This window comes from Amycolatopsis rhabdoformis (assembly GCF_035918295.1).
Classification (GTDB): domain Bacteria; phylum Actinomycetota; class Actinomycetes; order Mycobacteriales; family Pseudonocardiaceae; genus Amycolatopsis; species Amycolatopsis rhabdoformis.
On sequence record NZ_CP142149.1, the window covers coordinates 6,187,534 to 6,207,860 of the forward strand.

Genomic DNA, 20,327 nt, shown 5'->3' on the forward strand with positions numbered 1-20,327 from the left:
CACGCCGGAATGGCCGAACAGTGCCAGTCGCTCAGACCGGGCACAAGATCCGTGGCTGTCTGCTTACTGCCACTTGGCACAATCCCGACACGTCCGGTAGACCGTTCGCATGGAACTCGCGGTGCTGGGCTTGTCAACCGACGAAGAGCGGGTCTACGAGGCGCTGGTCGCCCAGCCCGGGTCCACGCTCGACGCGCTCTCCGACCACCTCGCGACCCCGGCCGGGCCGCTGGAGCCTGTGCTCGCCGCGCTCGTCGCGAAGCACCTGGTCACCGGCAGCGGCACGCCGGCGCGGTACCTGGCGGCGCCGCCGGACATCGCGATCAACCAGCTCGTGCAGCTGCGGGAACGCGAACTCAGCGCGGCGCGCGCGAAGGTGCATTCGCTCGCGGAGATCCACCGCAGCGCGCACCGCGCGAGCCCCGAGCTGGTGATCGAGCAGCTGACCGACCGCGAAACCATCGCCACGGCCGTGGCGCACCTGGAATCCGAGGCACGCCGGCAGGTGCGCGTGTTCGACACCCCGCCGTACTACGAAAAGCCCGGCGGTGAAGGCGCCGCGCGCAACACCCAGGCCCAGATCGCCCGCCACCAGAACGACGGCGTCGCCCACCGCGTGATCTACAGCCTCGACGCCCTGACCTGGCCCCACAAACTGGAGACCGACATCCTCCCCGCCGCCCGCGGCGGCGAGCAGGCCCGCACCCGCCGCAGCCTCCCCATCAAACTCATCATCCGCGACGACCAGGACGCCCTCATCCCGTTCGACCTCAGCCGCAGCGGCCTGCAGGTCGCCTACCTCGTGCGCCGCTCCCCGCTCCTCACCGCCCTCGAAGCCCTCTTCGAAGGCGAGTGGGCCCAGGCCGTCCCCCTCGACCCGACCGCCGCGAACCCCACCGACTACGCCGGCACTACCGGTCCGGACGACGAAACCCGCGCTTTGCTGGCGATGATGATGGCGGGTCTCACGGACACGGCCATCGCCCGCGTGAACGGCTGGAGCACCCGCACCACGTACCGGCGGTTGCAGCGGTTGATGACGGACCTGGGTGCGTCGAGCCGTTTCCAGGCCGGCTGCCTGGCGGAACGGCGCGGGTGGCTTTGAGGACCGGGTTCCGGCCGCTTCCGGTCATTCCCCGTCGAAACACAGGCAGAACGGATGCCCGGCCGGATCCACCATCACCCGCACGTTTTCCTGCGGCTGAGCCTCCGCCACCGTCGCCCCCAACGCCACCGCGTCCTCGACCGCCGACTCCAGATCCCCGACCTGGAAATCGAAGTGCATCATCGGCCGCTGCTCACCGTCCACCGGCGGCCACACCGGTTTCCGATACCCGTCCGCCTGCTGGAACACGAAAAACGGCCCCTGCGGCGACGCCGCGACGATGCTCGTCCCCGGCTCCTCGTGCCCGATGTGCCAGCCGAGCAGCTCCGCGTAGAACCGCGCCAAGCCGCCGGGATCCGGCGCCTCGACCGTCGTCCCCCACCACATCCCACCAACCCTGGACCGCATACCGCACAGCCTGCCTCATCCCGGCGCGGTTGTCCCGGTCCGTCAGCGCCGAACCGAATTCCCGAACGCGACGGACTTCGACTCGTGTCCTCCGCGCATTCGCAAAACCCAGCGATCGCCACCACCACGACAGCACCGCCCCCACAACCCAACCCACCTCGGGAGTCCGGGGATCTGAGCCACCATCACGACCGCACGCACCCTCGCAACTCAACCCACCCTGGGGGTCCGGGGGCGAAGCCCTCCAGGCGGGGTCTGAGCCACCACCACAGCCGCACGCACCCTCGCAACTCAACCCACCTTGGGGGTCCGGGGGCTCGCCCCCGGCGGGGGTCTGGGGGTTCGACCCCCAGAAAACACAACGGGTGATCCCAGTTCGCGCCTTCCGCGAACAGAGACCACCCGATCACGCGTGCCCTTGGCAGGATTCGAACCTGCGACACCTGCCTCCGGAGGGCAGTGCTCTATCCCCTGAGCTACAAGGGCGTGATGGGAACAGCTTAGCGCACCCGGGTTCGGCCCGTGTTCCGCAGGGGGTCACCCGCGTCCTGGTCCGCTGCTAGCGTCGATCTTGTCGACGGAGGGAGCAGCGGTGGCAGCGGAACCGTTCAAGGCGCAGGTGAGCGCGGAAGACATCGCGGACCTGCGGGAACGGCTGGCGCGCACGCGCTGGCCCGAGGCGGAGCCCGTGGCGGATTGGTCGCAGGGCCTGCCCCTGGCCTACGCGCAGGAGCTGTGCCGCAGCTGGGCCGAGGACTACGACTTCGGGTTCGCCGACCGGTTGAACGCCTTCCCGCAGTTCCGGCAGACCGTCGACGGGCTGGGGATCCATTTCCTGCACGTCCGCTCGCCGGAGCCGGGGGCGTTTCCGCTGGTCGTCACGCACGGGTGGCCGGGGTCGGTGCTGGAGTTCCTCGAGGTGCTGGGGCCGTTGACCGACCCGAGGGCCCACGGGGGTGATCCGGCGGACGCGTTCCACGTGGTGGCGCCGTCGCTGCCCGGGTACGGGTTCAGTGACAAGCCGGCGAGCACCGGGTGGGGCGTGGAGCGCACGGCGCGCGCGTGGGACGAGCTGATGGTGTCGCTGGGCTACGAGCGCTACGGCGCGCAGGGCGGCGACTGGGGTTCGGCCGTGTCCGGGGCGCTCGGCGAGGTGGCGGCCGAGCGGGTGGCGGGTGTCCACGTGAACATGGCGGCGGCGCCGATGGGGCAGTTCGAGGACCCGACGCCGGAGGAGCGGGCCGCGCTGGAGGCGGCCAAGGAGTTCGGCCGCACCGGCCGTGGCTATTCCGGCCAGCAGGCCACGCGCCCGCAGACGCTGGGTTACGGCCTCACCGACTCCCCCGCCGGGCAGGCCGCGTGGATCGCCGAGAAGTTCTGGGCGTGGACGGACAACAACGGCCACCCCGAAGACGCCCTGACCCGCCGGCAGATCCTCGACGCGATCTCGATCTACTGGTTCACCGCGTCGGCCACGTCGTCGGCGCGGCTCTACTGGGAGAGCTACGGCAGCGGGTTCCGCGACAAGGTGACCGCGCCGTCGGGGATCTCCCTGTTCCCGAAGGAGATCACGCGGCCCTCACGGCGTGAGGCGGAGCTGCGGTTCACCGATCTGCGCTGGTTCGAGGAGCTGCCCCACGGCGGGCACTTCGCCGCATTGGAGGAGCCGGCGACGCTCGTGGAGCAGGTGCGCGGGTTCTTCCGCCTGGTGCGCTGACGCACGAGCGACCCTAGGATTCGCGGGGTGAGGTATGCGATCGCGATTCCGCAGTTCTATCCGGACGGTTCGTTCGATCCGGGCGCGTTCCGGGACTACCTGGTGCGCGCCGAAGAAGCGGGCTACCACAGCGCGTGGACGCAGGAAGCGGTGTTCGGCCGCCGGCCGCAGCTGAGCCCGATGGAGGCGATGACGTTCGCGGCCGCGTGCACCGACACGCTGCGGCTGGGCTGCACGGTGTTCGTGTCCACGCTGCACATCCCGGCGCAGCTGGCCAAGAGCACCGCGAGCCTCGACCAGCTCTCGCGTGGCCGCCTGGAAGTGGGCGTGGGGTCCGGGGGCAAGAACCGGCCGTGGGCGGCGTTCGGCCTCGACGGTGCGCGTCACCTCACCCGCTTCACCGAGGGCGTCGAGCTGATCAAGAAGCTCTGGACGCAGGAAACCGTGGACCACCAAGGCGAGTTCTGGCAGGTGTCCGGCGCCGGCCTCACCCCCGGCCCGTTCCAGAAGCCGCACCCGCCGCTGTGGTTCGGCGGCAGCGGCCCGAAGGCGCTGCGCAGCGCCGTGGACCTGGGCACCGGCTTCTTCGGCGCGGGCTCCACGCCCACCGCGCCGTTCGCCGAGCAGGTGCGGTTCGTGCGGTCGCTGAACCCGAGCCCGGGCTTCGAGATCGCCAAGCGCGTGTACCTCGCGGTCGACGCCGACGCCGGCCGCGCCCGCGAGCGGATCAACGCCGAGCTGACCTCGGTCTACGGCACCCTGCCGCCGGCGATCGAGGCCGCGGCCATCGCCGGCACGCCCGACGACTGCGTGCGCGAGCTGCGGGAGGTCATCGACGCCGGCGCCGAGCTCATCCTCTTCACTCCGCTCTACGACCAGGCCGAGCACGCCGAGGTGATCGCGAAGGAGATCATCCCCGCGCTGGGCTGAGCGTTTCGAGCACGGCACGGGCGACGTCGGCCGCCGCGGCCTGCACCGCACGGGTGAGGGCGCGCACGTCCTCACCCGCGGCGCGCGCGGGGCCCACGCCGGCTTCCAGCGTGGCCAGCATCGCGGTGCGCAGCTCGGTGTTCACGTTGACCTTGCCGACGCCGGCGGCCCCGCACGCGCGCAGATCCTCGCGCGGCAGGCCGGAAGCGCCGTGCAGCACCAGCGGCACGCCGCCGGCCTCCGAACGGATTCGCGCCAGCCGCGGCCAGTCGAGGGCGGGCGTGCCCCGGTAGTGGCCGTGGACGTTGCCGGCGCTGCACGCGAGAAGCTGCGCGCCCGAGGCTTCGAGGAACGGCCGCACGTCGGCCGGATCGGTTTTGCCCGCCACGTCGACGGCGGTCGCGCGGTCCTCGTCGCCGGGAATGCTGCCGAGCTCGGCTTCCACGACCGCGCCGAACGCCAGCACCTTGCGCACGAAGGCGGCGTTCTCCTCCGGCGGCAGGTGTGAACCATCGGCGAGCACGGCGTCGGCGCCGGCTTCGATCGCCGCGCGGATCAGTGTCTCGTCCTTCGCGTGGTCGAGCTGCACGCACACCGGAACGGCCGCGGCGTCGGCGATCGCGCGCAGGGTGCGGATGAATCGTGGCTCGGCCGAGGTCGGCGGCACGAGGAGGATCACCGGCAGGCCGAGGTCTTCCGCCGCGCCGGTCACCGCGAGCGCGGTGTCGGCGCCGTAGCAGGTGAACGCGGGGATGGCGGCCTGGTCGGCGAGGCGCCGGGTGACCAGGTCGTCGAGTGCCGCTCGCATGGGGGCTCCAGCTTCCGGGAGTGGGGCCGGGACCGCGCGGACGGCGGTCCCGGCCGGTCAGCGGTCGGCGAGGTAGGCCGACACGATGTCGTCGAACGAGAGTTCCGGCTCCAGGCCGAGCTTTTCGGCCCGGGGTGTGTGGAACCGGGCGGGCCAGCTGCCCACGATCGCGCCCACCGCCGGGTCGTCGGTCCAGTCGATCAGGTCGCTGGTGCCGGCCCCGGCCACGCGGTCGAGCGCCGCGGCCATCTCCTTCGGTGTGGTGGTGAGCGCGGGCAGATTCATCGCCGTGCGGCTGCCCCAGGTGCTGTCGTCGACCGACGCGGCGAGCAGCAGCCCGTCGAGGGTCTTGCGCGGTGACGACAACGCGATCGCCGTGTCGGGCGGCACCGGACAGGCCGCGCGCACCCCGGCCAGCGGTTCGCGGATCATGCCGGACAGGAAGCTCGACGCCGCCGCGTTCGGTTTGCCCGGCCGCACCGACACCGTCATCAGCCGCACGGACCGGCCGCGCACGAAACCCTTGCGAGAGTAGTCGGCCACGAGTTGCTCACCGATGAACTTCTGCACGCCGTAGCTGCCCTGCGGCCGCGGCAGCGTGGTGTCGTCCACCTCGCCGATCGGCCCGATCGCCGGGTCGCTGCCGAACACGGCCAGCGAGCTGGAGAACACCAGCACCGGCGGCGTTTCGAGGCCCCGGGCGTACTCGAGCAACGCGCGAGTGCCGTCGAGGTTCGTGCGCATGCCGAGGTCGAAGTCGGCCTCGGCCGCGCCGCTGACCACGCCCGCCAGGTGGAAGATCGCGTCGACCGGACCGAGCCCGGGCAACGCCGTGGTGAGGTCGCCGGTGATCACCCGCACGCGCGGGTCGGCGACGAGGTCGGCCGGCGGCGGGAAGAGGTCCACGAGAACGAGTTCACCGAGCTCTTCCGGCGCGGCGCCACCGAGACCGATCGGGGCCGCGAGCAGCCGGCGGGCCAGCACGGCGCCGAGGAACCCGGCGCCGCCGGTGATGACGATGCGGGTGCTCATGCCCTCTCCAGACGTTCGATGACCTCGGTGAGCGACGCCTCGCCGCCGACGTTGCCCGCGAAAACCACGTACGGCAGGCCTTCGGCGGGCCCGGACGCCGGTTCCCACAGCGACACGATGCCGGGCAGCAGCGAGCCGCGGATCCACGCGCGGTCGATCCCGAGCGAGCCGGTGGCGACGTCCGAGGACGTGATCCCGCCCTTGCCGACCACATAGGACGGTCGGCGCGCGGCGACGATCTCCCCCGCGGCCCGGGTGAGCGCCGCGCTGACCCGGCGGGCGATCTCCAGGCTGTGGGCCTCGTCGTCGCCGGTCACGAGCGCGCGGGAAGTGCTGAGCACCACCAGGTTCTCGGCCAGCGCCGCGGTCGCGGTGGCCACGGCGGCGCGCAGGTGGTCTTCCGCGCGGGTGTCGTCGAGCAGCGTCGGCACGTCGAGTTCCACCGTGGTGAACCGGCGCTGCCGGCCGAGGTGGTCGAGCTGGCGGGTGGTGAGCCCGACGTGCGAGCCCACCACGAGGAGGCCGTGGCCCGGGCCGACGAGCCCCGCGAGCGTCTCGTCGTCGATCGGCGGCTGCGCGTCCTGCCCCACCCGTGCGCGCACGAACGACGGGCCCACTCGGTAGAGGAACGACTTTCCGGAACCTTCGGCCGCCAGGATGCCCAGCACGGTGGCCCGCAGGTCGTCGTCCTCGTCGGCGTCGAGCACGACCACGCGGCCGTCGCGCACGTCCGTCAGGGAAGCCGGCACCTTTTCATCCGTGCCGGTGCGGATCACCTCCAGCGTCAGCTCGGTCACGTCGCCGCGCGCGATCCGTCCGCCGCTCTTCTCCTCCACCCACTCGGCCAGCCGGGAAGACCGGTAGCCGAAGGTGGCGTCGCGCGCGAACTCGCTGTCGGCGGCCGGCGTGAGGCCCTCGGCGGTGCGCAACCAGTGCACCCCGCCGATCGTCACGCGGCCGGCGTCCACATAGGCCGGTGCCAGCAGCACGCCGTCCACAGCCTGACCGTGCTGCGCCATGACATCGGTGAGCACGTCCGTCTCGAGGGGAAAGTGGCCGCGCAGCGTGGAGTCGCTGCGGCTGGCGAACGCGAGCCGCACGCCTTCCTGCTCCGCCGCGGTGAGGCAGGCCTCGGCCACCTCGCGGTCACGCGCGGCCGCGGCGTCGGGGGCGAGGCTGCGGGTGTTGGTGAGCACGAAGAACCCGGCCTTGCCCTGCCGCAGCGCCCAGCGGATGTCGTCGACCGTCCACCGCGTGAGCACCGGCAGCTCGCGCACGGTCTGCGTGCCGGTGGGATCGTCGTCGAGCACGGCGACCTGCCGGGCGCCGGACAGCGCCTGCCGGACCCGCGCGGCCGGCACCCGGCGAACCGGCGGCAGCCGCGCGTCCACAGTGGAGCTCACCAGGCGTCCCCTTCCCCGCGGCTGCGGCGTTCGTTCTCGTCACCGATCGCGCCGGCCGCGCGCACCTCGCCGATCTCGACTTCGGACAACCCGAGCTCGGCCAGGATCTCCTCGTTGTGCTGGCCCACCCGCGGCGGCGCGAGCCGGGCGGAGTCGGCAGGCGTGCCGGCCAGCCGCACGGGCTGCCCGACGATGCGCCGCTTGCCGACACCCTCGATCTCGGTCTCCACCACCATGCCGTTGAAGAGCACCTGCGGGTCGGTGAACACCTCGTCGTAGGCCTGCACCGGTGCGCACAGCACGTCTTCCTTGAGCAGCCGGGCTTCCGCGTCCGCGCGGCTGAAGCGCGCGAACGCCTCGCGCAGCACAGCGGCCGACTCGTCCCGGTGCCGCTCGAGGTCCTCGATCGTGGCGAACCTCGGGTCCCGCGCGATCTCGTCCCCGATCTCCAGCGCCCGGCACACGCGTTGCCACGGCTCGTCGATGAAGATGTCGGCGATGATCACGATCGCGCGGCCGTCCGAAGTCTCGTACGTGCCGTACAGCGCGGTGTTGCGCGAGTGCGCCAGGTTCGGCCGCGGCCGCGGCACGGGCACCGGGTCGTTGAGGTAGGCCGAACCCTCCTGCAGGTGCATCGCGACGGCGGCGTTGAGCAGGCAGACGTCCACCAGCTGGCCCACGCCGTTCTGCTCCCGCGCGGCCAGCGCGGCCATGATCGCCTGCGCGAAGTGCATGGCCGCGATGTAGTCCACCACGTAGGTGCCGACCGGCCGCGGCGGGCCGTCGGCGTCGCCGGTGAGCGCCATGATCCCGCCGAGCGCCTGCGCGGCGAGGTCCTGCCCGCGCCGGTCGCGGTACGGCCCGTCCTGGCCGTACCCCGAGGCCAGCGCGAGGATGATGCGCGGGTTGATCGCGGCGAGGTCCTCGTACCCGAACCCGAGCCGCTCCATCACGCCGGGCCGGAAGTTGGCGGCCACGACGTCGGCGGTCTTCACCAGCTCGGTGAACACGCGCCGGCCCTCGGGCGACTTGAGGTCGAGGCTCAGGCTGCGCTTGTTGCGGTTGTTGGCCGCCCAGAACGAGCTGTAGCCACCGGCCTCGGCCGGCTTCATCCGCCGGCCGATCTCCCCGGTTCCGGGGCGCTCGATCTTGATCACGTCCGCGCCGAAGTCGGCCAGCACCTGGGTGCCCGAGGGGCCTTGTTCCAGCTGGGTCAGGTCGAGAACGCGGACCCCGGCGTACGGTGCTTTCACTGCTGGGCTCCCGGAGCGTCGATGAACTGCAGGATGTGCACGGCGACCGCGCACACCTCACCGTCCTGGTTGCGGATGGTGCTGTCGGCGAACGTCCGCTTGCGGCTCTCGTCCACGGCGGTGAGCACGTAGTCGGTGATCAGCGTGTCGCCGAAGAACGCCGGGCCGGTGAACCGGATGCGGTCGTAACCGGCCGAGACCGAGGGCGCCGGCGTGCGGTTGGACATCAGCGTCGACGCGGTCGAGGTGAAGCCGACCAGCAGCGAGCCGTGGGCGATCCGCCGCCCGTAGTGGGTGGTCTGCATGAACAGCTCGTCCACGTGGTTGGCGGCGAAGTCGCCGGTGATCCCGGCGTAGAGGTACACATCGGACTCGCTGATCGTCTTGCGGAACTCCACCCGGTCGCCGATCCGGAGGCCGGGTGCGAATGGGATGTCGTCGGTCACGTCGTAACCCTTCGGTTCTGCTGGTACGGCTGGGGAAACTGCGGAGCTCACTGCATGAACGATCCTCCGGTGAGGTGCAGGCACTCGCCGGTGACGAAGCCGTTGGCCGGATCGGCGAGGAACGCCACCGCCCGCGCCACGTCCGCCGGTGTGCCCGCGCGCCCGATCGGGATCTGCTCGATCCGCGTGCGCTTGGCCTCGCCGAGCGGCAGGCCTTCCTTGGCCGCGATCTGCGCGTCGAAGCCGTCCCACAGCTCGGTGTCCACAATCGCCGGAGCGACGCTGTTCACGCGGATGCGCCGCGCTGCCAGCCGCGCGGCGAACGTCATGGTGAGGCTCAGCACCGCCGCCTTCGACGCCGCGTAGTGCGCCGAAGGCACATACGGCCCGCGCGCGGTGGAAGAGCTGACGTTCACGATCGCGGCGCCCTCGGTCATCACGGCGCTCGCGGCCTGGAGTCCGAACAGGACACCGCGGGCGTTCACCGTCATGATCGAGTCCCACTGCTGCTCGGTGATCTCCAGCGGGTCGCACAGCTCGGTGTAGCCGGCGTTGTTCACGAACGTCCGCAGCACCTCGCCGAACTCCGCGCGCCCCGCCTCGATGGCGCCGTCGAGGTCGGCGCGCACCCGCACGTCGGTGGCCACGCCGAGGGCCCGGTGCCCGCGTTCACGCAGGTCCTTGGCCGCGGTTTCGGCGGCGGCGCCGTCGAGGTCGGCCAGCACCACCGCCTGGCCACCCTCGGCGAGCGCGGCCGCCACCGCCCGTCCGATGCCGCCGGCACCACCGGTGACGACGGCGTACCCGGCGTTCACTTCGCGGTCCCGGTGGGCAGGCCCTTGATCACGTCGGCGATCACGGCGCGCTCCTCGTCGGTGATCGGCAGCAGCGGCGGACGCACGTGGGCCTCGTCGATCCGGCCCAGCATCGCGACCGCCACCTTCATCCGGTTGTGCTGGTCGAGCACCGGCTCGGCGTAGAACACCTCGGTGAGCGGGTGGATGCGCTCCACCACGTCCCGCGCGGCCTTGAGGTCACCGGCCTCGACGGCGCGCAGCAGCTCCACCTGCAGGTCGGCGATCATCGAACCGTGGCCGCTGAGGATGCCGTCGCCGCCCAGCGCGAGCGAAGGCAGCAGCGCCCGGCTGAAGCTGGTGAGCATCGACACCCGGCGCGACACCGAGCGCACAGCCCGCAAGTTGGCCTCGTAGGCCAGGATGTCGACGCTCCAGTCCTTGATCCCGGTGATGTTCGGGACCCGCTCGCACAGCTCGGTGATCAGCGCGGCGTCCAATGTGGTCGACGCGCTCGCCGCGTCGATGAACAGCACCATCGGCAGCTCCACCGCCGCGCCGATCGCCGCGTAGTGCGCCACGGCGACCTCACGGCGGTGGCGCATGCCGAGGCCGAACACGCTCGAGGGGAACACCAGCAGCCCGTGGGCGCCGCCCTCCTGCGCCATCCGCGCCGTGTCCACGGCCCGGGCGGTGTCCGCGTCGGCCACCCCGCACAGCACGTCGACCCGGTCGCCGACCTCGTCCACCGCGATCCGCAGGCTTTCCTGCTGCTCGGCGGGCGTGAGCGCGGAGACCTCGGCGGCGTGGCCGTTGATGGCGATGCCCGTGACCCCGTCGGTGTCCGCCAGGTCCCGCAGGTGCCGGCGGTAGTTCACCTCGTCGATCTCGAGGTCGGCGGTGAAGGGCATGAGCGACGCCGGGATGACGCCGGTGAACACCTTGTGCATCTTGCGGTTCCCTTTCAGAGGATCGGAGCTGCTTCGGCTGTGGTCTTGCGCTGGTAGACGGCCTTCGGCATCGCCAGCACACCCAGCAGGCCCAGCCCGGTGAGCACGACCAGGTAGGTCGCGATGAGCCACGGCGTGCCGTGGCCGAGGGTGAGGAGCCCGACCGACACCAGCGGTGCGGTGCCACCGACGACCGCGGCGGGGATCTCACGGCACACGGTGATGCCCGACCAGCGGTACTCGGTGCGCAGCGCCCGCGTCACGATCACGCTCGACGCCGCCGAAGGCAGGCCCTGGCTCACCATCAGGCCCGCCACCACCACGATCGTGGTGAGCACCGGCGAGCCGGAGTTCATGCCGAAGAACACCGGGAACGCGAACACCGCGCCGCCGGCGCAGCCCCACAGCATCAGCTTCTTCGGTCCGAACCGGTCGACCAGCATCCCGCTGAACACCATGCCCGGCATGAGGAACACGTAACCGATCACCAGGCAGGTCAGCGCGACCTCCTTGGGCAGCTTCACCGTGGTGGTCAGGTAGGTGAGGCCGAAGGTCTGGATCGTGTAGGACCACGGGATGATGAAGCAGTAGATCGCGGCCATGCACAGCAGTTCCCGCGGCTTCTCCCGGATCACGTTGCCCAGCGGCAGGCGCTTGATCACCTTGCGCTGCACCGCACTCTGGAACGCCGCGGTCTCCTCCACCTTGGTCCGCACGTACACCGCGACCAGCACCACCACGATCGTCGCGAGGAACGGGATCCGCCACGCCCAGCCCAGGAGCACGTCGTCGGGCAGCAGGCCCAGCAACGCGAACGTGACGGTGGCGATCGTGGTGCCCGCGTAGTTGGCGGCCGAAGCGAACCCGCTGGAGAAGCCGCGCTTGGACTCGGGTGAGCTCTCGTTGAGCATCGTCACGGCGCCGGCGAACTCGGCGCCGACACCCAGGCCCTGCAGCACCCGCATGAGCACGAGGAGCCACGCGCCCAGCGCGCCCGCTTGCGCCGCGGTGGGCAGCACGCCGATCAACGTGGTCGACAAGCCCATCACCAGCACGGTGGTGAGCATGATCGGCTTGCGGCCGACGCGGTCGCCGTAGTGCGCGAACAGCAGACCGCCCAGCGGCCGTACGGCCAGGCCGATGGCGAACGTGCCGAACGAGGCCAGCACCGAGCCGATCGGGCCCGCACCGGGGAAGAACTCGGGGCCGAAGATCAGCGACGACGCGACCGCGTAGAGCGTGAAGTCGTACCACTCGATCACGGTGCCCGAAACGCTGGCGATGATCACGCGCCGGTGCTGCCGGCTGGAGAGCCGCGGGGCGCCGGCAGCCTGGAGAGCCGCGTCGGCGGGCTCAGTCTCTGTCATGGGTCGTTTCTCGCTTCCTTGCGATGGAACGCCGGGTGGGGACCGGGGAAGGGGGAGCGGCGGAGGTCCGCCGAGCGGGGGTGAGCAGACGCCGTGCACCGGTCGGTGGGACACGGCCGGGCCAGGAGCGCGGGTGGTGCGGGGCGCCGCGAACCGGCTGCCGGGCGCCGGCGCGCGCGGCCTGGTCCACCTCGTCGTCGCTGGTCACACCCGGTCTCCTGCTCGTCGCCGCCGACGAGGCAGGTGCGTCGTCGGTCGTGGTGGGGCCGGGCTCGTGACCTGGCTCGCCTATCCTGTCGGCATGTCGACAGTCCGTCAAGCGACAGTTTTCCGCTAGACTGCGGACGGCCGCCCTCGATCACCCGTGGTGCCGGTCCGAGCGGGGAGAGTGGCGTGTCGATCAACATCACGAGCAAGCCGATCAGGACCACGCTGCGTGAGTCGACCGTCGATCTGCTGCGCACGGCGATCTTCGGCGGGGACATCCCCGCGGGCACGCACCTGGCCGAGGTCAGCCTCAGCACTTCCCTCGGCGTGAGCCGCGCGACGCTTCGCGAGGCGCTGCGGCAGCTGCAGCAGGAAGGGCTCGCCGTGCAGGATTCGCGCGGCCGGGTGTCCGTGCGCGAGGTGTCGATCCAGGAAGTGGAAGACCTCTTCGAAGTCCGACTCGGTTTGGAAACGATCGCCGCGCGGCGGCTGTGCGCGCTGCCCGACCGGGCTTCGGTCGTCGACGAGCTGACCGGGCGCCTCGATCGCCTGCGCCGCCCCGAGTCACTGGCCGCCGACCTCGACGCCGACCTCGAGTTCCACGGCACGATGTGCCGGCTCTCGGGCAACCAGCTGCTGCTGCAGTCCTGGGAGGGCATCAGCAGCCTGGCGCGCATCACCATGCTCGCGGCCGGCCCCGACTCGGCGCGCGCGAACATGGCCTACGACCGCCACGCGCCGATCGTCGACTTCATCGCCCGCGGCGACGCCGCAGCGTGCAGCGATTTCCTGGCCGACCACATGGCTTCCGCGCGTGATCGGCTGATCGAGAGCATCTCGGGTTCCGCCGAGGTCGGTCCGTAGCGCGCTGCTGCCGGCGGTGCCGTCGGGCGCTCGGCAGCAGGTCCGTCAAGTCCGAAGTGGATGGTCACACGAAAAAGCCGCCGGGTCACGATCGCGACCCGGCGGCGGTGTTCTTTCGGCTCAGCTGTGCGAAACCGTCAGCCCGTAGAAGGCGACGCGCGCGCCCTTCGTCGTGCTGCTCGACGAGGACTGGTTGTAGGAACCGGCCTTGAAGTACTGCTTGTACTGCTTGAACGACGACGGAATGCTGTAGTGCGTGGTGCTGCCGTTCACGGTGAGGTCGATCGTGTTGCCGCCGGAGATGCCGATCGTGTACGACCAGGTCTTGCCCACCGCGACGTGGCCCACGGTGTGCGAGGTCTGGCCGCCGTCGGGCGAGTTCTCCGTGCCCAGCACGATGTCACCGCTCGAGCGGTAGTACAGCTCCAGCAACGGTTTCGTCGACGAGCCGCCCGAGCCGAGGTGCACCTGGCCCACGCAGACGTTCGACGTCACCGACACCACGCGCAGGGTGGCGCTGAGCTTGTGCGACCCGCTGAGCGACCAGTCGGCGGCCGAACCGCTGCGGTTCATCTCGCGCAGCTCGGAGCGCGCGTAGTTCGAATTCGGTGTGGTGACGCCCTTTTCCGGCGCCCAGAACGTCATCGCGCCGTCGCGCGTGTCGGTGTAGAAGTAGCTGTCCTGGAACCCGTTCGGCCCTTGCAGCCGGGACGAGGAGATGGTGGTCGGCGAACCCGGTGAACCGACCGGTTCCTGCAGCTGCCAGGTGGACAGGTCGAAGTTTCCGCCCGGAGCCACCGACGGGCTGCCCAGAACGGACTGCCCGGTGGCCGGTGCCGCTTCCGCGGACAACGCGGTCGCAGCGACAAAAGCGGGAATCGCCAGCACGACGAGCGCGGCGCGCATGCGCATCGCAGTTTCCTTTCGCACGGTGGGGACCTCTGTGCTATTTATTCAGATATGTGAATAATGTTCGGAAACCCGGCGGCGAAAGGAAACGTTAAGGTTGCGGTCGCATCATGTCAATCCTTGACTTGACGGGACCGCTCGTGCTGATCGCGCCGCCCGATTACCGCGGCAGCACCGAACACAACGCGGCCAGCGCACCGGACCACGCGCTGTCCGACGGCGTCGCGTAGCCGACGACAAGCCCGTCGCGCCCGCTGTTCTCGCGCACCGACGGGTGGGCGAAGTCCCCCAAGCCGACGAGCGCCACGCCCGCGCGCACGCCCGCGGCGATCGTCGCGCGCTCGGTGCCCGGCGGCAGGTCGAGCACCGCGTGCAGGCCCGCCGCGATCCCCGACACACGGATCGCCGGCGCGTGCTCGGCGACCGCCGCCACGAGCTGGTCGCGGCGGCGCCGGTAGCGCAGGCGCATCGCGCGCACGTGGCGGTCGTAGTCGCCGGAGGTGAGGAATTCGGCGAGCGCCAGCTGGTCGAACGAACCGGGCGCCCAGTCGACGTGGCCCTTGGCCGCGATCACCTCGTGCGTCACGGATCGCGGCAGCACCAGCCAGCCGAGCCGCAGCCCGGGCGCGAGCGATTTGCTCGCCGTGCCGAAGTAGCACACGCGCTCGGGATCGAGGCCCTGCAACGCACCCACGGGCTGGCGGTCGTAGCGGAACTCGCCGTCGTAGTCGTCTTCGAGCACCAGCCCGCCCGTGGTCCGCGCCCAGTCGACCACGGCGGCGCGGCGGCCCGGCCGCAGCGCGCCACCCGTCGGGTACTGGTGCGCGGGCGTGAGCACCACGGCCCCGGCATCGAGGGAATTCAGCTCTTCGGTGCGCGTGCCGTCCTCGTCGAGGGACAAGGCCGGCGTCACCAGGCCGGTTTCGGTGAGCAGGTCGTAGTACTGGGGCACGCCATAGGTTTCGACGGCGACCGTGCGCACCCCGCGCGCCCGCAGCACACTGCCGATCAGCCGCAGCCCGTGCACGAACCCCGCGCAGATCACGATGCGCTCTGGACTCGCGTACACGCCGCGGGCGCGGGCCAGGTAGTCGGCGAGCGCCGTGCGCAGTTCGACACGGCCGCGCGGATCGCCGTAGCCGAGGGCTTCGTGGGGCGCGGCCATGATCGCGCGCCGGGCCGCCGCGAGCCACTGCGCACGCGGGAAGCTCGCCAGATCGGGGTTTCCGGGCAGCAGGCTGAACTTCGTGTCCGGCGTGCGGATCGGCGACGGCGCCTTCAGCGGCACGCGGTCGGCGCCCGGAGCCGGCGCGCGGCGGGGCTCGGCGCGGCGGGCGACCCGGGTACCCGAGCCCTGCCGTGAGGTGAGCCAGCCTTCGGCCACGAGCTCGGCGTAGGCGTCGGCGACCGTGTTGCGCGCGATCGAGAGATCGGCCGCCAGCGTGCGCGAAGACGGCAGCAGCGCGCCCGGCAGCAACCGGCCCGAGCGCACGGCTTCGCGCAACGCGTCCATCAGCGACGTGCGCAAGCCGTGCCGGCCGCGAAGGTCCAGGTGGTCGAGGTGCAGATCGGCGCCGAGACCCTCGGCCGAGCGTCTGCCGTCTGCTGAATTGGCCCGTGTTCCTGCCACGGAAATGGACCATACACCAGGTCCAATCGTGCCTACCGTGGGTTTTGGGCCGAATCGCCCACCGCTTGCCTTGAACCCCGAGGAACACCATGACTTCGCTCGACGTCCGGGAAACGCCCGGACCACCCCGGCCCGGGATCAGCACCGGGTTCGCCGTCCTGCTGGCCGTCGTCTGCGGCATCGCGGTGGCCAACATCTACTACGCGCAGCCGCTGCTCGAAGACATCGGCCGCGACCTCGGTGTCGGCCCGGCCGGGCTCGGCTTCGTGACCACCGTGACCCAGGTCGGCTACTTCGCGGGCCTGATCCTGCTCGTACCGCTCGGCGACCTGCTCAACCGGCGCGTGCTCATCCCCGTCGGGTCGGTGATCGCCGCGGTCGCACTGCTGGCCGTGGCCGTGTCGCCGGGACCGGTGCTGTTCTTCGTCGCGAGTGGCGTGGTCGGGCTCGCGACGGTGGTGCAGCAGGTGATCATCGCGTACTCGGCGGTGCTGGCCGGGCCCGAATCGCGCGGCCGGGTGCTCGGCATCGTGACCAGCGGCGTCGTGATCGGCATCCTGCTGGCGCGCACCGTCGCCGGTCTGCTGGCCGACGCGTTCGGCTGGCGCTCGGTGTTCGTCGTGTCCGCGGTGCTGATGCTCGGGGTCGCCGTGCTGCTCGGCCTGCGGCTGCCGCCCGAGCTGCCGAACCGGCCGACCGTGTCCTACCGCGAGCTGATCACCTCGATCGTCCGGCTGACCGTGCGCGAACGCGTGTTCCGCGTGCGCAGCCTGATCACGCTGTTCATGTTCGCCGGCTTCGGCGCGCTGTGGGGCTCGATGGCACTGCCGCTTTCGGCCGAGCCGTGGAACCTCTCGACCTCGGCCGTCGGGTTGTTCGGTCTCGTCGGCGCGGCCGGCGCCTTCGGTGCGGCGCGCGCGGGAGCGCTGGCCGACCGGGGCCGGGCGCAGTGGGTCACCGGCATCACGCTCGTGCTGTTCGCCGTGTCGTGGCTGCCGATCGCGTGGCTGCCGAAATCGCTGATCCCGCTGATCATCGGCATCATCGTGATCGACTTCGCCGGCCAGGCCATCCACGTGACCAACCAGCACCTGATCGTGGGCCTCGATCCCAACGCCAGCAGCCGCCTCATCGGCAGCAACATGGCGTACTACTCGGTGGGCTTCGGCGGCGGCGCCGTCGCGGCGACCACGGTGTACAGCGCGTGGGGCTGGGGCGCGGTCTGCGTGCTCGGCGCCGGGTTCAGCGTGGTGGCCCTGCTCGTGTGGGCCGTCGACCGGCTCACCGCCCGGGCCTGACTGTCCGGCGTTTCCACAGTGTCCGTCTTACTCGGTGTTTGCCGTGCTCGCCGATCCGCAGTGTCCATCGAGGACAGTCGGACTGGCCCACGCTTTCACGGCTTGACTGGACCACGAAATCCTCCCGCTACCACTTAGTGTCGGTGGTATCGGACCGTTCGCAGAAACAGGAGAAGTGATGAAGGTATTCCTCGCCGGCGCCACCGGAGTGCTCGGGCAGCGGCTGATCCCGCGCCTGATCGAGGCCGGGCACGAGGTCGGTGCGATGACGCGCTCGGGCGCCAAGGTGCAGTCGCTCGTGGACCTCGGCGCCGTCGCGATCCTTTGCGACGTGTTCGACCGTGACGGCCTCGTGAAGGCCGTGAGCGACTTCAAGCCGGACGTGGTGCTCAACGAGCTCACCGACCTGCCCGACGACTTCAGCAAGATCGGCGAGCACGCCGACCGCAACGCGCGCATCCGCACCGAGGGCAACCACAACCTCATCGAGGCCGCCCGCGCCGCCGGCGCCACGAAGATCCTCGCGCAGAGCGTGGCGTGGCCGCTGGACGGCCCCGACGGCCTCGCGGTGAAGGACCTCGAAGAGTCCGTGCTGGCCGAGGGCGGGGTCGTGCTGAGCTACGGCCAGTTCTACGGTCCCGGCACCTACAACGAGACCGCGCCGGCCGAGCCCCGTGTGCACCTCGACCGCGCGGCCGAGCTCACCGTCGCCGCGCTCGACGCGCCGTCGGGTGTCGTCACGATCGTCGACTGAGTTCCCGTGCGACAACGCGCCGGCTGGGCTTGCTCCGGCCGGCGCGTTTTGCCGGGCCTCAGGCGAAAGCCGAGTCGAGGCCGTGTTCTTGCGCGTAGGCGATCAACGCCTGCGGCGCGCGTTCGATGTGCGCCGCGAGCAGTTCCACGGCTCGGTCGGCGTCGCGGTCGAGCGCGAAGTCCTTGAGCCGCCGGTGTTCGCCGGCGATGTCGCGGTGGTGGTCGTCGGTGAGCGCCCAGTACCAGCGCCGGTAGAGCTCGGCGCTGTCGCGCAGCGACGTGGCGATCGTCTCGAGCCGCGGGCTGGCGCAGCCGGCCAGTAGGGCGCGGTGGAAGGTGCGGTGGGCGATGGTCCAGTCCTCGTTGTACGTGCCGTCGTCGAGGACCATCGGGGTGCGCTCCAGCGCGTGGTGCGTGCCCAGCACCGACGTCTCCCAGCCGAGGTCGCCGAGCTCGAACGACTGGCGCAGCGCGAGGGACTCGATCTGCACCCGCACCTTCGTGAGGTCGGCCAGATCGTCGACGGACAGCGGGCGCACGGTGAAGCCGCGCTGCGGAGTGGCGACCAGCAGCCCCTGCTCGGCCAGGCGCGTGAGCGCTTCGCGCACCACGGACATGCTCACGCCGAAGCGGGTGCTCAGCTCCTGCGACTTCATCCGCCGGCCCGGCTCGAAGCGGCCGCCGAGCAGTTCGGCCCGCAGCGTCTCGAAGACTTCCTCGGTGCGGCTGGCAGTCGGTTTGGTCACCACTCGAACATTCTACGGTAAAATCGATATTTCTCCGGTCCCGGCGCGTGGCGGCCGGGACCGTTCCGGGGCGATCAGGCGATGAGGTCGTTGCGCAGCCGGCCGATGCCCTCGATCTCACTGACCAGCGTGGTGCCCGGCGCGAGGTAGCGCTTCGGATCCCGGCCCATGCCGACGCCCGCGGGCGTGCCGGTGAAGATCACGTCGCCCGGCAGCAGCGGCAGCACCGAAGACAAGTAGGAAACCAGTGCCGGCACCGAGAAGATGAGATCGCCGGTGCGGCCGTCCTGCAGCACCTCGTCGCCCACGGCGCAGCTCAGCGCGAGGTTGTCGCGGTCGGCGAACTCGTCGGGCGTCACGATCGCGGGCCCGAGCGGGCTGAAGCCGGGGTAGGACTTGCCGAGCGAGAACTGCGGCACGGGGCCGTCGAGCTGAACGTCGCGCTCCGACAGGTCCTGGCCCACCGTGAGGCCGGCGACGTGGTCCCAGCCCTGCTCCTTCGCCACGTTCTCGGCACGCTTGCCGATCACCACCACGAGCTCCACCTCCCAGTCGACGGAGCCGCTGGGCAGGCGCACCGCGTCGTACGGGCCGGTGATGCTGGTGACGAACTTCGTGAAGACCGTGGGCCGCGTGCTCGAGGCCTGCAGACCCGATTCGGACGCGTGCGCGTCGTAGTTCAGGCCGATGGCGAACACCTGCGCCGGACGCAGCACCGGCGGCCCGACCTCGGCGTCGGTGAAGGGCACCGCGTCCTCAAAGGACTGCTCGCGCGCCCAGGCGGCGAACTCTTCCCAGGCGGCGTACACGGCGTCGGGGTCCGGGCCGAACCGGCCGCCGCTGGCCTTGTCGACGTCGAGCGCACGATCCCCGTCGATCAGAGCGACGCGGCCGTTGATGTTTCCGTAGCGCATGGTGGATTCCTTCTCTGCGAAGTCAGCCTGGGCAGTCTGCGTGGGCCGTGGGTGCCGGCCGCCGGTGCGGCGAGGTCTTCGCGCGTGACGACGGTGGCATCGACCTTCCCCTCCGAGGTGGCCCGTTCATCGTTAGAGTAGCGAAATATCGATACTTTTCCACTCTGTCGCTGAAACCTGTGCTCGACGGCACACCTCATTCGCGCTTCTCGACTGCGCCGCTCCGGCAAGACGATCCGCGTGACGCCCGAGATCTCCGCGCTGGAGGCCATCCACAACTCATCCAGTTTCACTTCACAACCAGACTTGGGGAAACCCTTGCCACGAGCGCCGGCAGCCCGACGCCGAGATCCGCGGCAAGCTCCGCCCGGCCTACGCGGAGGACGCGGCCGGCCTGATCGCGGTCTCCCCTGCATCGGCGCCTCGAAGCCAAAGGACACCTCCGGCGCACTCGTTCCACGGCCGAGCCGAGGCCGCCGCACGGCTGTGCCCGAGGCCGAAGCTGTGACCTGGCCAAACTGCCGCGCACCGAGAAGGTGGACCCCGTGAATACGCCCCGAAGCGGTTCGCTAAGCTTTGACTCCGCAGCGCGCGATTAGCTCAGCGGGAGAGCGCTTCCCTGACACGGAAGAGGTCACTGGTTCAATCCCAGTATCGCGCACGCAGTCCGATGTGGACTCACCTGAAGGGCGATTAGCTCAGGGGGAGAGCGCTTCGTTCACACCGAAGAGGTCACTGGTTCGATCCCAGTATCGCCCACCCGCCACGAAGGCCCCGGATCACTCGATCCGGG

Annotated in this window: 19 protein-coding genes, 3 tRNA genes and 1 pseudogene; 9 read left to right on the forward strand and 14 right to left on the reverse strand. The window is 70.9% G+C overall.

What is annotated here, in order from left to right; all coding sequences use genetic code 11:
- Positions 1–109: 109 nt before the first annotated feature.
- A complete protein-coding gene (locus VSH64_RS28370; RefSeq protein WP_326565774.1) occupies positions 110–1,105 on the forward strand; it encodes a helix-turn-helix domain-containing protein in 996 nt (331 codons plus the stop codon).
- Between the two features lie 24 nt (positions 1,106–1,129).
- Here VSH64_RS28370 and VSH64_RS28375 read toward each other — a convergent pair whose 3' ends face one another.
- Positions 1,130–1,492 carry a VOC family protein gene (locus VSH64_RS28375; protein ID WP_326565775.1) on the reverse strand — a complete coding sequence of 121 codons (363 nt, stop codon included), beginning with the start codon at positions 1,490–1,492 and terminating at the stop codon, positions 1,130–1,132.
- A 434-nt stretch (positions 1,493–1,926) separates the two neighbouring features.
- A tRNA-Arg gene (locus tag VSH64_RS28380) sits at positions 1,927–1,999 on the reverse strand.
- Between the two features lie 106 nt (positions 2,000–2,105).
- Here VSH64_RS28380 and VSH64_RS28385 point away from each other — a divergent pair.
- Positions 2,106–3,230, forward strand: a complete 1,125-nt coding sequence (locus tag VSH64_RS28385; protein ID WP_326565776.1) for an epoxide hydrolase family protein — start codon at positions 2,106–2,108, stop codon at positions 3,228–3,230.
- Between the two features lie 27 nt (positions 3,231–3,257).
- Positions 3,258–4,160, forward strand: coding sequence for an LLM class flavin-dependent oxidoreductase (locus VSH64_RS28390; RefSeq protein WP_326565777.1), 903 nt, complete (start codon positions 3,258–3,260; stop codon positions 4,158–4,160).
- On the opposite strand, the gene VSH64_RS28395 is transcribed toward VSH64_RS28390, so the two are convergent.
- The 8 genes from VSH64_RS28395 to VSH64_RS28430 are packed head-to-tail and all read right to left on the reverse strand — an operon-like array spanning position 4,141 to position 12,213.
- Entirely contained in the window at positions 4,141–4,968 is an 828-nt protein-coding gene (locus VSH64_RS28395) for a class II fructose-bisphosphate aldolase (RefSeq protein WP_326565778.1), read from the reverse strand. The two genes, VSH64_RS28390 and VSH64_RS28395, sit on opposite strands and share 20 nt — an antisense overlap.
- A 57-nt stretch (positions 4,969–5,025) precedes the next feature.
- Positions 5,026–6,000 (reverse strand): D-erythronate dehydrogenase, encoded by a 975-nt coding sequence (gene denD, locus VSH64_RS28400; protein WP_326565779.1) that lies wholly within the window; start codon positions 5,998–6,000, stop codon positions 5,026–5,028.
- A complete protein-coding gene (locus VSH64_RS28405; RefSeq protein WP_326565780.1) occupies positions 5,997–7,403 on the reverse strand; it encodes a four-carbon acid sugar kinase family protein in 1,407 nt (468 codons plus the stop codon). Before VSH64_RS28405 ends, denD begins: the two co-directional genes overlap by 4 nt.
- Complete coding sequence (locus tag VSH64_RS28410; protein ID WP_326565781.1) at positions 7,400–8,656, reverse strand: CaiB/BaiF CoA transferase family protein; 1,257 nt, start codon at positions 8,654–8,656, stop codon at positions 7,400–7,402. Before VSH64_RS28410 ends, VSH64_RS28405 begins: the two co-directional genes overlap by 4 nt.
- Complete coding sequence (locus VSH64_RS28415) at positions 8,653–9,102, reverse strand: MaoC family dehydratase (protein WP_326565782.1); 450 nt, start codon at positions 9,100–9,102, stop codon at positions 8,653–8,655. Before VSH64_RS28415 ends, VSH64_RS28410 begins: the two co-directional genes overlap by 4 nt.
- Before the next feature lie 47 nt (positions 9,103–9,149).
- Positions 9,150–9,917, reverse strand: a complete 768-nt coding sequence (locus VSH64_RS28420) for an SDR family NAD(P)-dependent oxidoreductase (RefSeq protein ID WP_326565783.1) — start codon at positions 9,915–9,917, stop codon at positions 9,150–9,152.
- Positions 9,914–10,846 (reverse strand): dihydrodipicolinate synthase family protein, encoded by a 933-nt coding sequence (locus VSH64_RS28425; protein ID WP_326565784.1) that lies wholly within the window; start codon positions 10,844–10,846, stop codon positions 9,914–9,916. Before VSH64_RS28425 ends, VSH64_RS28420 begins: the two co-directional genes overlap by 4 nt.
- Positions 10,847–10,860: 14 nt before the next feature.
- Positions 10,861–12,213 (reverse strand): MFS transporter, encoded by a 1,353-nt coding sequence (locus VSH64_RS28430; RefSeq protein WP_326565785.1) that lies wholly within the window; start codon positions 12,211–12,213, stop codon positions 10,861–10,863.
- A 393-nt stretch (positions 12,214–12,606) separates the two neighbouring features.
- On the opposite strand from VSH64_RS28430, the gene VSH64_RS28435 reads away from it, so the two are divergent.
- Positions 12,607–13,284, forward strand: a complete 678-nt coding sequence (locus VSH64_RS28435; RefSeq protein ID WP_326565786.1) for a GntR family transcriptional regulator — start codon at positions 12,607–12,609, stop codon at positions 13,282–13,284.
- A gap of 120 nt (positions 13,285–13,404) precedes the next feature.
- Here VSH64_RS28435 and VSH64_RS28440 read toward each other — a convergent pair whose 3' ends face one another.
- On the reverse strand, positions 13,405–14,214 hold the full coding sequence (locus tag VSH64_RS28440; RefSeq protein ID WP_326565787.1) for a polysaccharide lyase family 7 protein: 810 nt from the start codon (positions 14,212–14,214) through the stop codon (positions 13,405–13,407).
- A gap of 139 nt (positions 14,215–14,353) precedes the next feature.
- Positions 14,354–15,823 (reverse strand): MocR-like pyridoxine biosynthesis transcription factor PdxR, encoded by a 1,470-nt coding sequence (pdxR, locus tag VSH64_RS28445; protein WP_326565788.1) that lies wholly within the window; start codon positions 15,821–15,823, stop codon positions 14,354–14,356.
- A gap of 89 nt (positions 15,824–15,912) precedes the next feature.
- On the opposite strand from pdxR, the gene VSH64_RS28450 reads away from it, so the two are divergent.
- Both VSH64_RS28450 and VSH64_RS28455 read left to right on the forward strand, forming a co-directional pair.
- Positions 15,913–17,121: an MFS transporter gene (locus VSH64_RS28450; protein ID WP_326565789.1), complete on the forward strand. Its 1,209-nt coding sequence runs from the start codon at positions 15,913–15,915 to the stop codon at positions 17,119–17,121.
- A 178-nt stretch (positions 17,122–17,299) separates the two neighbouring features.
- On the forward strand, positions 17,300–17,875 hold the full coding sequence (locus tag VSH64_RS28455) for an SDR family oxidoreductase (RefSeq protein ID WP_326565790.1): 576 nt from the start codon (positions 17,300–17,302) through the stop codon (positions 17,873–17,875).
- Between the two features lie 58 nt (positions 17,876–17,933).
- Here the strand turns inward: VSH64_RS28455 and VSH64_RS28460 are convergent, their stop codons facing one another.
- Both VSH64_RS28460 and VSH64_RS28465 read right to left on the reverse strand, forming a co-directional pair.
- On the reverse strand, positions 17,934–18,620 hold the full coding sequence (locus VSH64_RS28460; protein ID WP_326565791.1) for a GntR family transcriptional regulator: 687 nt from the start codon (positions 18,618–18,620) through the stop codon (positions 17,934–17,936).
- A 74-nt stretch (positions 18,621–18,694) separates the two neighbouring features.
- Complete coding sequence (locus VSH64_RS28465; protein ID WP_326565792.1) at positions 18,695–19,534, reverse strand: fumarylacetoacetate hydrolase family protein; 840 nt, start codon at positions 19,532–19,534, stop codon at positions 18,695–18,697.
- Positions 19,535–19,877: 343 nt separating this feature from the next.
- Between VSH64_RS28465 and VSH64_RS48545 the strand changes: the two are divergent.
- From VSH64_RS48545 to VSH64_RS28475, 3 genes and pseudogenes are all read left to right on the forward strand, one after another.
- A pseudogene (locus VSH64_RS48545) lies at positions 19,878–20,042 on the forward strand (hypothetical protein); the annotation flags it as partial.
- A gap of 81 nt (positions 20,043–20,123) precedes the next feature.
- Positions 20,124–20,195 (forward strand) — tRNA-Val (locus VSH64_RS28470).
- Positions 20,196–20,221: 26 nt separating this feature from the next.
- Positions 20,222–20,293 (forward strand) — tRNA-Val (locus VSH64_RS28475).
- The last annotated feature ends 34 nt before the right edge of the window (positions 20,294–20,327 follow it).